Source organism: Thermosynechococcus sp. (genome assembly GCF_025999095.1).
Lineage (GTDB): Bacteria > Cyanobacteriota > Cyanobacteriia > Thermosynechococcales > Thermosynechococcaceae > Thermosynechococcus.
Genome location: NZ_AP024678.1, coordinates 1,906,239 through 1,921,170 on the forward strand (window position 1 = coordinate 1,906,239; position 14,932 = coordinate 1,921,170).

Here is a 14,932-nt window from a genome sequence, read left to right on the forward strand (position 1 = left end):
GGGCCGAATTGCATCAATATCCCTTATCCCCCAGATAAAAGGCGACTATGGGGGGTTGAGGGCCTTTGGGGTAGAGATAAAAGCCTAGGGTCTAATTTGAAAGGTTACCCGTGCTGTGTAACCCACGTAGCAAAAGTTATCCTCACCCCAATCTTTGTCAGAATCTAGCTCCACACGCACCTGACTTTGACGCGGATAGTTTTCGGGAATTGGAATGACCTGATCATCGCCGGGGTTGAGGCGACCCAAGCCAGAGCGAATGTTAGCGACTTTACCCCAAAGGATTTTCCCTTGACTGCCATAGAGTTGAATTTTTGCCCGCGTGCCCGGATGAATCAGCCCCAGCGATTGTTCATCCACAAAGACATCAATCCAACGGCGGCCACAATCCAACAGCTGCAAAATTTGATCCCCTTTACCGAGAAACATCCCCAGCCGCGCATCCACCCGCCAGACATAACCGGCAATGGGAGCAGTCACCTTCACCACTTTGCGCTGAGCAACCTCCCGCTGGGCTTGGGCCACCTGTCCTTGTTGGGCAGCGATTTCCCGTTGAATCCCTCGGACGATCGCCTGCTGTTCGCCAATCTGAATTTGTAACTCTTGCAGTCGTAAGCGGGGGTCATAGTTACTGCGAGTGTTGCGCAGTGTCAGCCCCAATGCAGCAGCACGGGCATCGGCCTTCAGAGCCTCAACGGTGCGAGCCGCAGCTTCCACATCCCGTTGACGAGCAGTCACTTGGGCTTGGCTTTGCTGCAACTCCGTTAGAGCGGCATCCGCTTGGGCTTGGGGTACCGCTCCCTGCCGTGCTAACTGGCTAAAGCGCTGGTAGTTAATTTGTGCCAGTTGATAGCGTGCCTTAGCATCCGCAAGCTTGGCCTTAGCCGCCGCGAGTTCTGCTTGAGCAGCAGCCACTTGGCGATTGGTTTGCTCTACCTCTAGTCTGTGCTGATTACGTTCATCCCTTTGGGCAGAGGCAAGGAGTTTTTGCAATTCAGCCAACTTTGCCTGAGCAGCTGCTAATTCTCCCCGTCGCCGCTGTAGCCATTTTTCAACCTCCTTGAGGTTGCCTTGACTGACATAGTCATTTTCTATGAGGGCTAAGGGTGCAGCCGTGGGTTCGACAAAGTCCCCTACCTGCGCCTGGAGTTTCACCAGTGTTCCTTCTTCTGGAGCACGCACATTCACAATCACGCCATTAATAACTGCATCACGACTACGCACCGTTGTTAAATGGCGGTAGAGAAACAGGCCTGCAAAGGCAAGGATGCCACACCCGGCTGCGAAAACTAACAGATTAGCAAGGAGCGATCGCCGTAGCTTGAGTTGCTGAGCCGGTACAACCTGATTTTTAACCTCCGTCAAAGAAGTTGAGGCCTGCTTGTTCATAGGAACCTGATAACCAGTTAGTTAAAGCCAATAAAATTACCTAGCTATTTTGTCTCGTTTATGTATGTATCTAATTGATATGTATGTATCTAATTAATACGTGAGGGCCTTGCTCCAAAAACTTTTTTAATTAAAATATTTTTCCCTAGTCCCATCTAAACACATTCCCTAACTTTTTGTTATCCGTAAAAATACTGAAGTTGACATCTGCAGATCAAAAGCATCCAATCTCGGATTTCTATAGATTTTCAGAATCTTAGCCATCTCCAAAAGTACCGAGGGAGTACGTATGATAAAAGTATCCGTGGTCAACCCTCATGACGCGCTTCCCAGACGTTGACAAACAAGCATGGCTGATTGTGCGCTCCCAAGGCATGGTGGTGGGCAAGTATCACCTCACAGGAAAAGCGTGCTGGAAAATTGGCCGCGGCAGCGACTGTGACATTATTATTCATGATCCCTATATTTCCCGACATCAGGCAACCATTGAACTGCGGCCTCGGGGCAGTGCAGTGGTGTACCTCATCCGTGACAACAATAGTCGCAATGGTACACTGGTGAACGGCACTCCTCTATCGGATGAGCGGGTATTACACCATGGGGACATTATCATGATGGGGGACACAGATCTCACATTTCGCTATACGAGTCCGACGCCGTCAGTCACGTCGAATGTGTTGCAGCGCTCTTGAGAAACGACTTGTCACCCCTTGATGAATTTTTGTGGGCGATTTTAGGCCTTCTCCTAACCGTTGCCGGAACGTTCATGGAAGCCGCGATCGCCCTCCCCAACTTCTTTAACGCGGAGGGGCGATTTGCTTTACCCACCTCCTGGGCAGCGGTGCCAGTGCACCCGTTACCGGTCTCCTACCAGGTGGCCGCTGTGCTCTTTGTCGGCTGTATGGGGGGACGGCAAGCCGCCGCTCTCTCACAGGTGGCCTATTTGATTCTGGGGCTGAGTGGGTTTCAGGTTTTTTCTCAAGGGGGCGGCCTAGACTATTGGCGTGAACCGACCTTCGGGTACCTCTTGGGTTTTGTGCCGGGGGCCTGGGTCTGTGGTTGGCTGGCCTTTCGCCCCCAAAAACGGGTCAGTTTAGAATGGCTTGCCTTGAGCAGCCTAGGGGGACTGGTGCTCATTCATGTCTGCGGTGCCCTCTACCTCAGTGCTCTGGCTCTTGCAGGGCAGTTGAGTCACCCCTTGGTGGAGCTACTAGAGCAGTATTCGCTTTTTGCCTTGCCGGGGCAGTTGGTGATTGTCTGCTTGGTGGCGGCAGTCGCGCGGGTGCTGCGCTTGATTTTGCTGTACTAGGGGGCGCTGTTGCCCTCAATTAACCCTTCGGCCTCGAGGGCGAGCGATCGCAGGCGGTCTAACATCTGCGGATCAGGTGCCTCCCAAATTTGGCGTTGGGCAGCTTCCAGGAGTCGCTCAGCCATGTCCCGCAGTGCCCAAGGATTATGGTGTGCCACAAAGGCTTGCATTTCGCTATCCAGCAAATAGGTCTGGGCAATGCCTGTAAACACATAATCGGGTACACAGCGAGCCGTCGCGGCATAGCCAAAGAGATAATCTACCGTGGCCGCCATTTCGAAGGCGCCTTTGTAGCCATGGCGCTTGATGCCTGCTAGCCATTTGGGATTAATGACACGGGAGCGATAGACCCGCAGCAGTTCCTCTTGCAGCGTGCGAATTTTTGGCTGCTCTGGCCGTGAGTGATCGCCAAAGTAAACCGTGGGCTGCTGCCCGGATCGCGATCGCACCGCAACGGTCAAGCCCCCTTGAAACTGGTAATAATCATCGGAATCCAACAGATCGTGCTCGCGGTTATCTTGGTTTTGCAGCACCACTTGCAGTTGACTGAGTCGCTGCTCTAGGGCTTCCGCGGCATTGTGGCTGTGGGCTTCCCCAGTGTAGGCATAGCTACTCCAGTGGATGTAGGCGCGGGCAAGATCCTCATCCCCCTGCCAGTTTTGGGCTTCGATGAGTCCCTGGAGTCCGGCACCATAGGCACCAGGTTTGGAACCAAAGATGCGAAAGCGTGCCCGTTCCCGAGCTTGATCCAAGGAGAGTCCCTGCCGTTGCCAATAGGCCGTTTCTTTGGCCACTTGGGCCGCTAGGGGATTTTGATCGGGGGGTTCTGGCAATTGGCTCACCCGCCGCACCGCCTCATCAAAAAGGGCAATCAAGTTGGGAAAAGCATCGCGGAAAAAGCCAGAAATGCGCAGCATAACATCCACACGCGGTCGTCCCAACAGCGACAGGGGAATCACCTCCAAATCCACCACCCGCCGTGAGGCCCCTTCCCAGACCGGTCGCACTCCCAAGAGGGCAAGGGCTTGGGCAATATCGTCGCCCCCGGTGCGCATTGTTGCTGTGCCCCACACCGAGAGGCCAAGGGTACGGGGAAACTCCCCCTGCTCTTGACAATAGCGTTCGATCAGTGCTGCTGCCGAGCGTTCCGCCAACGCCCAGGCAGCCTCTGTCGGTACTGCCCGCAGATCTACCGCATAGAAATTCCGTCCGGTGGGTAAGACATCGGGGCGACCGCGAGTGGGGGCACCGGCCGCTCCACTGGGAACATAGCCACCATTTAAACCATGGAGAAAGTGGTCAATTTCCTGGCGAGTCTGCTGGAGTGCCGGGTAGAGCACTGTGCGTATCCACTGCAATACCTGCCGGGTTGCAGCACCACAGGGGAGATCGGCACCACCCCGCAATAAGCCCTCCACCAGTGTTGCGGCGGTTACCTCAAGGGCATTTTGCCACTCGCCCACGGAACGATACCCCGGCACAGGACTGGGATCGGTGGGATTAGCAGTCAGGGGGTCTAGATCAACCCCTTGATCTTTGGCTAGGGCACGGGTGAGACCCCTGTGCTGGCCACTGGGACTGCGGGCAATGGCAATCACCAAATCCCGCAACTGCTGTCCTTGGGGGCATTGGCCAAGAATATGCAGGCCATCGCGGATTTGGGCATCCCGCAGCTCACAGAGGTAGCCATCGGTGCGTGCCAGCCATTCTAACCATGTTTCCTGCGGTCGGGGGGGTGGAATCTCCTGATCTAGATCCAGTTCTTTAACTAGGGTTTCAATTTGCTGCCGTAGAACGCCTAAGCGGGGGCGATCGAACTGCTCAGCGGCGTAGTATTCCTCAATGTAGTGACTGAGGGTTTCTAGACCACCGTATAACTCGGCACGGGTCAAGGGTGGCGTGAGGTGATCCAAAATCACCGCTTGGGCGCGGCGTTTGGCCTGGGCGCCTTCACCAGGGTCGTTGACGATAAAGGGGTAAAAGTGGGGCACAGGGCCAAGGGCAATTTCGGGAAAACAGGCCTCACTGAGGGCAGTCCCTTTGCCCGGGAGCCATTCGAGATTGCCGTGCTTGCCGACATGGACAATGGCATCCGCCCCAAAGACATGGCGCAACCAAAAGTAAAAGGCGAGATATTCTGGGGTAGGTTCCAAATCGGGGGCATGGTAATTCAAACTGGGGTCGCGATCGTAGCCCCGACTGGGTTGGACGCCGACAAAAATGTTTCCCCAACAGTCACCCGCAATGGGGAGATCGGTGGTGGGTGCCGGCCAGCGTTGGTTAATGGCCGCCTGTACTGCCCTTGGTAGGTTCCGAAAATAGTGCTGGTAGGTGTCAAGGGAGAGGGTATAGCGGGGCAGCCGCCAGTGATTGCCTTCAGGGTCGTTGGTGCGGTAGCGGCTGAGGTGTTGGATTAGGGCATCGCCATCCTTGGGCAGAGGGTCAGTACCCAGATCATAGCCAGCGGCCTGAAGTGCTTTGAGCAGTTCCACGGTACTGTTGGGGGTGTCAAGGCCGACGCCATTGGCAAGACGACTATCACGGCAGGGGTAGTTGGCTAAAATCAGGGCAATGCGGCGCTCATGGGGGGCTTTGCGGCGGAGCTCGAGCCAGTTGGCCGCCAAATCACTGACCCAGTCTAGGCGATCGCCCACTGGGGCATAGGTGGCCACGGTGGTTTCCACCTCTGGTTGAATTTGTGAGACCGCCTTAAAGGAGACGGCACGGGTAATGATGCGGCCATCCACTTCCGGCAAAACCACGTGCATTGCCAGGTCACGGGGCGTCAGTCCTTGGGGATGTTGTTGCCAAGTCTCGTAGGTGCTACTGCTGAGAATGACCTGTAACACCGGCACATCCAATTGCTGCCACAGATTGACCTCGTTGGGTCGGGCGATCGCAAACCCCGTCGTATTGAGAATCAGCTCTACCTTGCCCTGCCATGCCGCCCGCAGTTCCCCTTGAATTTCCGCATCTTGAAGGGAGGAGACAAACACGGCAACAGGCGCCAATTGCCGCTGCATCAAGGCCTGAGCAAGGGCCTCAATCACAGCGGTGTTGCCCGCCAAGTAATGGGCACGGTAAAAGAGAATCCCCACCTGCGGCCAGTCCTTGGCGATCTGCCCTGAAATCGGATAGGTGCCCCAGCGGGGAATCCTTTGGGGGGGGCGGGGAGGAGCACCCCAACCGCAGCCGTAGTGACCAATAAACTCTAGGGCACAGTGAATATTTTCCTGTCCTCCCTCGCGAAAGTATTGCCAGAGGCGATCAACTTGCGCCAGTGGCCAACTGGAAAGGCTCATCAGTTCTAGATCAGGGCGATCGTCCCCCGGCAGCAAAATCAACTGCCCCCCCCGATCGCTGACCATTTGCTGTGCCACCTCAAGGCCATAGCTCCAATAGCCCCGTCCACCCAAGAGGCGAATCACCACCACATCGGCCTTGGCCAGAACGCGATCGCCATAGTCATCAATGACTGCCGGCGCCTGTAAATGCAGCAAGTTTGCCAATCGCAGATCTGGAAAGTCCTCTGGCAGTTGATGGTAGGCTTGGGCCAGCAGGGCAATATCCGTATCCGCGCCCGTTAAAATAACAATGGGAGCACTACTTTGCTGTAGAAATGCAACATTGCTGTTATCTGTAGCAACGGTTAGATCATTCAATGTAAGAGTTCGATGCATACGTTGACAACAATCATTAAAAAAACTGGTGGGCTTTCCCCCTTTTGTCCCTTGCGTCGCTACAACAGAAATTAATGGAAAAAGCCGATAGCGATCGCACCCCCCTGGCGATGCCAGCTTCTGCGCTGAACCGATCAAGGATTGAGATCAAGAATTGAATTTAAGAAACTATGCGCCTGCCCGTCTTTGATCGAATTTTACCAGCATTTTTCTATGAGCGAATTGCCACAGTCTTGCTTGCGGAAGCGAGCCAGCGCGGGGCCACTGTCCTCACCCATGAAGAGCTAATTGCCTCTGCCGCTGCCCCCTTTCTTGTCGTCGTGGCTGAGACCTTTGCACTGCTACTGCAGGCAGAGCCCACGCCCCAAAGGAGTACCTATCGGGTAGCAATTCTCACTGACCCCAGGGCGATCGCCCGCTTTTTGCGCAAAATCCGTAGCCAAGCCCCTCTGAACCGCCGTCCCCTGATCCGCACTGTCTTGCAGCAACTGACCCCCTTAAATGCCAAGGAACAGATGTTGCCCGCTGATCTGGCGATCGCCCTCATGGCCGTCCTCGGCGAAGAAATCACTGCCCAGTGCCAAAGTTGCCAACCCCTAGTGACGGCTGCCCTCAATGAACGGCAAGTCCAAGAACAACTGCTGCATCAGGTAACAACCCAAATTTGCCAGAGTCTTGAGCTACCTGAACTCCTGAAAACAGCCGTGGATCGCATTCGCGAGTTTCTGGATGTGGATCGGCTGCTGGTGGGGCAATTTGCTCAGACCCCAGGGGAGCTGCACGGCCAAATCACCTACGAATCCTGCCGCAATAGCGAAATTCCCTCGGTTTTGGGAATATGGGATGAATGTTGGCAGTGGTCAGCATTACCGAGCAGTAGCTACCAGCGCCTGAGTCAGGGTGAGGCGATTGTGGTGAGTGACATTCAACAGTTCTATGCTGAGGTGCCCTGCCTCCAGTCCTTTGCCGCTCACTGGCAGATCAAATCATGGCTAATTGTGCCGATTATTGTTCAAGATAGGCTCTGGGGCGTGCTCATTGCCCACCAGTGCGATCGCCCCCGCCAGTGGCAACCCCAGGAGGTTGAATTCCTGACGCACCTCAGTCAACACGTAAGCATTGCCATTTACCAAGCGCAACTCTACAGCGAACTACAACAGCAAAAGGCCACCCTCGAACAGCGCGTGAATGAACGCACCCAAGCGCTGCGGGAAGCCCTAAGTGCTATGGAAGCCGCCCACCGGATTAAAAACGACTTTTTGGCGACCATGAGTCATGAACTGCGCACGCCCCTCACCTGTGTCATTGGGGTTTCTGCCACCCTACTGCGCTGGCCGCTTGGCCCATTGACAGCAAAACAGCGGGAATATCTGGAAATTATCCATGAGAGTGGTACCCACCTGCTGGAGTTAATCAACAGCATTCTCGATCTCTCGGAGGCAGAATTGGGGCGATCGCACCTCCATCGCAGCGCCTTTTCGATTCAGCAACTGTGTACGGACTGCATTGAAGTCGCCAAACCCCAAGCCCACCGCCATCAGGTGAACCTGCGCCATCAACTGATGATTCCCCCTAGTCGCGATCGCTTTTGGGGAGACTATCGCCGCATCCAGCAAATTCTCATCAACCTGCTTAGCAATGCTATCAAGTTCACGCCGGCCATGGGGGAAGTGATTCTACGGGCATGGTGGAAAGAGGATGAACTCATTTTTCAAGTGCAGGATAATGGCATTGGCATCCCTGCGCACCTACAACCCTTGCTGTTTCAAAAATTTCAACAATTGGATAGCTCCTTTGGCCGCGCCTATACCGGCGTAGGTTTGGGGTTAGCCCTCACCAAGCAGTGGGTAGATCTGCACCATGGCTGGATTGATGTGGAGTCCACCGAAGGCAAAGGCAGTACCTTCACGGTGGGGCTGCCGGCAATTCCTGCAGACCCGCCACTAGACCCCCCTAAACTCAAGCTGGATGTCCCGCCTCTGGCAACAACCGATGTGCTAGTCGAACCTGAAGGGAGAATTGTTCTTGTGAGTGAGGACGAAGCCACGGCCACACTCATTTGCTCGATTTTGACTACCGCAGGCTATCAAGTGATTTGGCTGGTGGATGGTGAAGTGGAACGCTTGCTGGCACTGACCCCGATTGCAGTTATTTTGGCAGAACCCTTTAGCTATGGCGATGTGCAGGAGTTAGTGGATCAGTTGCGGCAACGCTGCACCCCTGAGCAACTCAAGATTTTCATTTTGGGGTCAAAGGGCACTTGCCAAGGGGTTGATCGCTACATTCCCTTGCCCATCAATCCAGAAAGTTTCCTACAACAGGTGACAATGGGGCTAACTTCCCTTGCCATTTCTGGCCAGTAGGGAAAAGGCCTGATCCACCTGACGGTAAAGTTCCTCCAGAGAACCTGTATTCCAGAGCACTGTATCTGCGCGCCGGATTTTTTCCTCTAGGGGCAGTTGACTGGCGAGGCGTTGGGCAGCTGCCTGCCCAGAGAGGCGATCGCGCCGCTGCAGACGGGCTAACTGTTGCTCAGGGGTAGCGGCCACTACCCAAATGTGATCCACTAACCCTTCAAGATGCACCTCAAACAGTAGGGGAATGACCAAGGCCATCAGGGGTTGATCACAGGTATCAATCGCTTGCGCCATCTCGGCAATCACCCAAGGGTGAATTTGCGCCTCTAGCCATTGGCGCTCCTGCGGCTGAGCAAAGACAATTTCCCCTAAACGGGCGCGATCCAAAGAGCCGTCGCTGCGGCAAATACTGGGACCATAGCGATTAACAATTGCCTGATAAATGGGGGTCCCGATCGCAACCGCTTGCCGCGCTAACTGGTCGGCATCGACAACCGGAAGGCCGTACTGCTGCTGCAAATAGGTTGCCACCGCAGACTTACCGCAGGCAATCCCCCCGGTGATACCGAGACGAAAGGGACTAGACACCCCCCTGAAGTATTACCGGCGGCTGGATTAACCGTACCTGGGCGCCACTATCTGCCGGCACGGTAGGCAGCATTTGCTGAAATGTCACCGTCTGCCCCGGAGCGATTGTGGCGGGTTCAGGGGTAGCGGCACCAGTTTGGAGAATTTCACCATTGGCAGCCACAATTTCATAGTTAATGGATTGGATGGTCACGGGTTGGCGGTTATTGTTTGTGACTGTGCCTTTCACCACTGAAGAGCCCGGTAACCTAATGACCGGCTCCAACTGGGGTTGACTGACGCGAATATTGCGTAGGAGCTGTTGTTCTAGAACTTTGGGATCAACTTCCTGGGAAGCCCCTGGTGTTGTGGGTGCAGAAGCGGCGGCGGCTGCTCCAGAAAGGTTGAGCAAGTGGTTCCAGTAGCGCTGGTTACGCCCCCACTCAGAAGGGGAGTTGCCAATAATCACAATGTCACCCGCAACCCGTTGTGCCAAGGCCGGCAGCGGCGCGATCGCTCCAAGGAGCACAATACCGGTTAACCAAAGGGGGAATGGCAATGGATGTCTTTTTAGCATGGCGCACGCTCCTATAATGCAGCCTACCTTCTATCCTAGGGCAACTTGATGTGGGGGTTGCCCTCAGCCAGCCGCCCTCAATATCGCCACAGGGAGATCTATCGCAACAACGGCATATTGGCAATTTGGGGCTCAATACCCGCGCTCTTGAGCAGATCCTGCCACTGCTGTTTGATCGTGGGGTCATTAGGACGCCGTTGCTGCAACTCCACAAGGGTGGCCAAGGTATCGTTCCAGAGTTGACTGGTGGCCAAAAGGGGCAGGCGATCCGCCGGTGCCATGGTGGCAATCACTCGAGCAAGGTTCCTGTCTAGCTCAGCCCGCTCAATCCAGCCCGTCACAAAGGGATTGGCATCCGGTTCATTGGGCTTACAGGTGAGGGAGAAGATCCACTGGTATTTTTGCCCTGGTTGAAGCTTCACCTTACTGGCATCAACAGTTACGGGCAAAATTCCAGCTTTGCCATGCAGGGGGATTTGTTGGGTGAGTAGCAGCTCGCCAGCTTCTGAAAGGAGCATCAGTTCCGCAGATTTGGCCGTGCTTTGGGGGACAAAGAAAAAGAGACTGGGATTGTCTACAGCCGTCATACCCAAGTTGTTATCGGGAACAATCGCAACAATCCTTGTCAGAGAGCCTGGGGTACATTCACCAAAGCGGGTCGCACCGGCAATGCGTTGCCCCGGCATGCCGCGATTTGTGGGCACAAATGTGAGGCGATTCCTTTGGGTGGCGTAGCGATCGCGAGCAATATAGGCCTCCACATTACTAATGGCCATGAGGGCATAGAGGTTACCGGGACGCAAACTGAGGGCACGGCGGAAACTCACCAAGGCTGACTGATAGTCGCGCTTGGCGGTGAGTTGATAGCCGCGCTGCATGTAGCGATCAAACTCACTGGCTGGGTTAGAGGAATTTTGGGCAACAGCAGGTAACGATGGCAAAATGACTGGCAGGTCACCCATCCCCATTGCCAAGGTACCGAGGAGTAGCCACGCAAGGCCAAAACGGTGGGCAGACATAGCATTTACCTACTGAACACGCTAACTATCTTTAAGGTACTATCGGGAAGAGGGCGCCGTTGTGATCAAGCTTGCCTACCCCCTGTGATTTCTGTAAAAGAGCAGCAAATTAAGGATCATTCCTCCCTTGAGCAGATTGCGCTTCCCTTGGTGGAGATCTTTTCAGCCATTCAAGGGGAGGGCGCCAATGTGGGGTGTCGGCAGATATTTATTCGCTTGGCAGGCTGTGATCTACGCTGCACCTATTGTGACAGTGCTCATACATGGTTTGTTCCCTCCCATGCCCTGATTGAAAAGCAGGCGGGCGATCGCGCCTTTGAAACCCTATCCAACCCAGTCACGGCCGCCCAGATTCTCGAAGCCGTACAGCAGCTCAATACTCCGCCAATCCATGACAGTATTAGCCTCACCGGCGGCGAACCCCTGCTCCATGCTGCAGCGCTGGCACCATTTTTGCCCCTCCTCAAGACCCATAGCTCCCTGCCCCTCTACCTGGAAACGGGCGGGCATCATCCAGAGGCGCTTCAACTCATTCTTCCCTATCTCGATAGCGTGGGTATGGACATCAAGCTCCCCAGCGTTAGTGGTGAGTGCCATTGGTCAGCCCATGAAGCCTTTTTGCGCCTGTGCGATCGCGCCCCTGTCGAGGTTTTTTGCAAAGTGATTATTTCCCAAACCACTGATCCTGCCGATCTTGATCGGCTCAGTACCCTTGTGGCCAGCGTAAACCCCCATATCCCCGTCTTTCTCCAACCGGTGACGCCCGTAGGTACCGGTCGCTGTACCCCCCCGCCCACCCCTGACCAAGTCCTCAAGTGGCAGGGGCAACTCAAGGCACGGCTGACCTACGTGCGCGTCATTCCCCAAACCCATAAATTTCTCGGCCAGCGCTAGGCTTATTTCTTAATCAGGATATAGGCACGGACGTAATGGGGTAGGCGACGAGCAGCCGCTTGATAGCTGGCACGGTCAGGAAAAATTCCCGCCAAAAAGTCCAACTGATAGAGATTGGGCATAAAAGCTCCCCCCGTATCGGCAATCACGCCAAGGCGCAGTTTAGGCCAACCGCCCTGAGTATCTTCAACTACAACGATTCGGCCAAGACCGATATTCCAGACATCACCGGCAAACGTCACCTCAGGTTCAATATTAATTTTATTCTCAACGGTGTTGCCGTAGCCCTTAATGGCAGCTACTTGGCGAAAATACCAGTAGCGTCGCTGCTCATAGGGATCAACCCCCTTGGCAAAGGGAATACCATTATGGCGATCCACATTGAAAAATTCTTCAGTGCCATCGGTAAATTGCACCAAAATCGTTCCCTGCATCAGGGCATCCTCAAGCCCCCTCCTCGTCAGGTAGGCCAAAGGCTTCACCCGTCCATAGAGGGAGCCACCCGGTTCAAAAATCCCTGCGAGTATCTGTTGCTTTGTGAGCTGCTTATAAAATAAATCCTCTGGTTGAGCGGGAACATGGGGCAGCAGAGCATAAAGCGCTGCATTGTAGGTCTCCGTGCGGCTGCGGGAGCCGCGATGGGTAAATACCGCGTAGTTAGTGAGGCGCAATTCCTCAGTTTGGTTTGGATTGCGGGGATTGTAGGGCAGCCATTGCATGACACGAAAGTGCTGATTAATAAATGCGGGGTCCTGCAAACGAATCGGCCGCTTGCGGCTAATATCTGCCGTGAGCGTCGCAATCATGAAATCTAGCGTATCGAGGACTTGGGGCAGCGTAACCCCCTTAATCGCCAGAATGCCTTCCCGTTGGGTAATCGGGTCGGTTTCACTAAAGTCTTGAAAATACTGGCGAGTGCTGCGCAACACTTGCAGTAGCTTCATGGGGGCGGTACGAATGCGGTGCGGTGGCAGGGGGCGATCGCGAAACAGTTGCCGCCCATCCACTTGAAACTGAGGCTGGCCAAACTCATCCAGTACAGTGTAGAGGGAAGATACAGCGACAGGGGATGGTGTAACTGTTGCAGATACCGCTGCTGGTGCTGAGGGCACCGTTGCCGCCTGACACCCCACTGCCAAGAACATCATACTCAGAGGCCCTGCCGCCCTTAGCCAATAGAATCGCATAGGTACACATTGAAATTCTCCAAATTATTCTATTCCCTAACCGGTTCTTGCCATCAAAGGAACATGAAGAAGAAAAAATGTTGAAGTTCCAGTAGGATAGCGCCGCTCAGCGGCGATGATAGACATAACAGGAAATGTTTGAGACCAGCAATGTACGCCGAACAAATTAACCACATCAAATCCCAGACGGCAAAGCTCACGGCAGCGATGCCCGATGCCATGAAAGCCTTTTATAGCTTGAGTCGGGCCTCTTCAACCCCTGGTGCCCTTGACACTAAAACCAAAGAGCTGATTGCCCTAGCCATTGGTGTGGCCAAGCATTGTGATGGCTGCATTGCCTTCCATACCCGTGCCGCCTTGCATGCGGGCGCAACCGCTGAGGAAATCATGGAGACCCTAATGGTGACTGTGGCCATGGACGGCGGTCCTGCCTTGATGTATGCCACCCACGTCATGGAAGCCCTAGAGGAATTTAGCCAAAAACAGGGTCCCTAGGCGGTTGTCAAACGGCAGTCGTTTCAAGGGGCAGTGGCTCTTCAGGTTCACTGACTTCCAGGAAAATTTCCTTAGACGGTTCGTCATAGCCAAAGAGTTCGGCATAGCGTCCCCAGTCAATGGCGGTATTGAGCTGGCGCTCGGCCTCCTGCGGCGTAAAGTGTCGCTCTAGAATATCCAGCACCAAACTTTCAGGAATGCGGTGGTTTTGCTTGGCCATCAGGAAAGTATGGATTTGCTGCACCAGACGGATATGCTTGAGGAGCTGCTGACGAATAATCAGCTTGCGCTGGTCAATGTCCCCCTGAATAAAGGCATTGCCAATAGGGGTCACACTGATATCCCCCTCCTTCAGTTCTACCAGTTCCATCATCTGGGCGCCTTCGACGATGGGCAGAATATCATCTAGCTCCAATTGCAACTCCTGGGCAATGCGGTAGAGGTCCTCTTTGCGGTGTTCTAGGAGTTCCAATAGACCGGCGATCGAGCCAATGCGCACATGGGGAAGCAGCGGATAACGCGGTTCCTGACGGCTGGCAATGGTAGTCGGCCTGGGTTCCAGTTCCTCCAATTCATCCACATTGGGGTTAGTGAGAATTTTATAGATGCGATCCACCGTGGCTTGAAACTCGGGGTTCTTGCGATCGCGATAGTGGGGCAAGGTGACGGGGAAATCAGCGCGGACGCGACCGGGGTTGCTCCCCAAAACAATAATGCGATCGGCGAGAATGACCGCCTCTTCAATGTGGTGGGTGACAATCAAGATGCTCTGGGTAGGAATTTTTTGCTCTAGCCACAGATCGAGGAGTTCAAAACGCAGGTTCTCGGCAGTCAGCACATCCAAGGCCGAAAAGGGCTCATCCATACACAGGAGTTCCGGCTCCACTGCCAAGGCACGGGCAAATCCCACCCGCTGCCGCATCCCCCCCGACAGTTCCTTGGGGTAGGCATTTTCAAACCCGTCTAAGCCAATAATGTCAATCATCCGCAGTGCCTTGCGCCGGCGCGATCGCGGGCCTTCCCCCAAGGCCTTTAACCCCAACTCCACATTTTCCAAAACCGTTAGCCACGGATAGAGCGCCGAACTTTGAAACACAATGGCAGCCCCCGGATTTAAGCCCTGCATGGGCTGCTCGCGGTACAAGACCTGCCCAGATGTAGGCGCAATCAAACCTGTAATAATGCGCATCAGGGTTGACTTACCAGAACCCGAGGGCCCTAAGAGGGCAACAATTTCCCCCGTGCGTAACTCAAGGTCAATGTTTTCCATAATGCTAATGACCTGACCGTTGGGCTGACGGTAGGCCTTCCCAACATTCAGTAAGCGGACGAGCGATTCCCCTTTGGTTTTGGCTTGCATGGTCCTGCATCCTGTGGCATTTCCACCGTTAAGCTACCATGAGGATTTAGACTTAGAAAACCTAAGGGACAAAAACTACCCCCGGGATTAGCGATCGC

12 protein-coding genes are annotated in these 14,932 nt (G+C 54.5%); 5 read left to right on the forward strand and 7 right to left on the reverse strand.

Going from position 1 to position 14,932, the window contains the following annotated elements; genetic code table 11:
• Nucleotides 1–84: 84 nt before the first annotated feature.
• On the reverse strand, nucleotides 85–1,365 hold the full coding sequence (locus tag Q0W94_RS09325; protein ID WP_297758214.1) for an HlyD family secretion protein: 1,281 nt from the start codon (nucleotides 1,363–1,365) through the stop codon (nucleotides 85–87).
• A gap of 341 nt (nucleotides 1,366–1,706) precedes the next feature.
• Between Q0W94_RS09325 and Q0W94_RS09330 the strand changes: the two genes are divergently transcribed.
• Both Q0W94_RS09330 and Q0W94_RS09335 read left to right on the forward strand, forming a co-directional pair.
• Nucleotides 1,707–2,081 carry an FHA domain-containing protein gene (locus Q0W94_RS09330; protein WP_297758217.1) on the forward strand — a complete coding sequence of 125 codons (375 nt, stop codon included), beginning with the start codon at nucleotides 1,707–1,709 and terminating at the stop codon, nucleotides 2,079–2,081.
• On the forward strand, nucleotides 2,078–2,698 hold the full coding sequence (locus Q0W94_RS09335) for a biotin transporter BioY (RefSeq protein ID WP_399371596.1): 621 nt from the start codon (nucleotides 2,078–2,080) through the stop codon (nucleotides 2,696–2,698). The genes Q0W94_RS09330 and Q0W94_RS09335 overlap by 4 nt, the downstream gene beginning before the upstream one ends.
• Here Q0W94_RS09335 and cobN read toward each other — a convergent pair.
• Nucleotides 2,695–6,378 carry a cobaltochelatase subunit CobN gene (cobN, locus tag Q0W94_RS09340; protein ID WP_297758220.1) on the reverse strand — a complete coding sequence of 1,228 codons (3,684 nt, stop codon included), beginning with the start codon at nucleotides 6,376–6,378 and terminating at the stop codon, nucleotides 2,695–2,697. The two genes, Q0W94_RS09335 and cobN, sit on opposite strands and share 4 nt — an antisense overlap.
• Nucleotides 6,379–6,548: 170 nt before the next feature.
• Here cobN and Q0W94_RS09345 point away from each other — a divergent pair, with 170 nt between their 5' ends.
• The gene (locus Q0W94_RS09345) at nucleotides 6,549–8,741 is read left to right on the forward strand and encodes an ATP-binding protein (RefSeq protein WP_297758223.1); all 2,193 of its coding nucleotides are present in this window, start codon (nucleotides 6,549–6,551) and stop codon (nucleotides 8,739–8,741) included.
• Here the strand turns inward: Q0W94_RS09345 and coaE are convergent.
• The 3 genes from coaE to Q0W94_RS09360 all read right to left on the reverse strand — a co-directional run bounded on the left by coaE (nucleotide 8,712) and on the right by Q0W94_RS09360 (nucleotide 10,898).
• A complete protein-coding gene (coaE, locus tag Q0W94_RS09350; protein ID WP_297758225.1) occupies nucleotides 8,712–9,323 on the reverse strand; it encodes a dephospho-CoA kinase in 612 nt (203 codons plus the stop codon). The genes Q0W94_RS09345 and coaE overlap by 30 nt on opposite strands.
• Nucleotides 9,316–9,879, reverse strand: a complete 564-nt coding sequence (locus tag Q0W94_RS09355; RefSeq protein WP_297758228.1) for an FxLYD domain-containing protein — start codon at nucleotides 9,877–9,879, stop codon at nucleotides 9,316–9,318. Before Q0W94_RS09355 ends, coaE begins: the two co-directional genes overlap by 8 nt.
• 98 nt (nucleotides 9,880–9,977) lie before the next feature.
• Nucleotides 9,978–10,898 (reverse strand): DUF928 domain-containing protein, encoded by a 921-nt coding sequence (locus tag Q0W94_RS09360; protein ID WP_297758231.1) that lies wholly within the window; start codon nucleotides 10,896–10,898, stop codon nucleotides 9,978–9,980.
• 87 nt (nucleotides 10,899–10,985) lie between these two features.
• Here Q0W94_RS09360 and Q0W94_RS09365 point away from each other — a divergent pair, with 87 nt between their 5' ends.
• Nucleotides 10,986–11,792 carry a 7-carboxy-7-deazaguanine synthase QueE gene (locus tag Q0W94_RS09365; RefSeq protein WP_315863121.1) on the forward strand — a complete coding sequence of 269 codons (807 nt, stop codon included), beginning with the start codon at nucleotides 10,986–10,988 and terminating at the stop codon, nucleotides 11,790–11,792.
• A 2-nt stretch (nucleotides 11,793–11,794) separates the two neighbouring features.
• Here Q0W94_RS09365 and Q0W94_RS09370 read toward each other — a convergent pair whose 3' ends face one another.
• The gene (locus Q0W94_RS09370) at nucleotides 11,795–12,979 is read right to left on the reverse strand and encodes a hypothetical protein (RefSeq protein WP_297758237.1); all 1,185 of its coding nucleotides are present in this window, start codon (nucleotides 12,977–12,979) and stop codon (nucleotides 11,795–11,797) included.
• A 150-nt stretch (nucleotides 12,980–13,129) separates the two neighbouring features.
• Between Q0W94_RS09370 and Q0W94_RS09375 the strand changes: the two genes are divergently transcribed.
• Entirely contained in the window at nucleotides 13,130–13,474 is a 345-nt protein-coding gene (locus Q0W94_RS09375; RefSeq protein ID WP_297758240.1) for a carboxymuconolactone decarboxylase family protein, read from the forward strand.
• Nucleotides 13,475–13,481: 7 nt separating this feature from the next.
• On the opposite strand, the gene Q0W94_RS09380 is transcribed toward Q0W94_RS09375, so the two are convergent.
• A complete protein-coding gene (locus tag Q0W94_RS09380; protein ID WP_297758243.1) occupies nucleotides 13,482–14,834 on the reverse strand; it encodes a nitrate/sulfonate/bicarbonate ABC transporter ATP-binding protein in 1,353 nt (450 codons plus the stop codon).
• Nucleotides 14,835–14,932: the final 98 nt, after the last annotated feature.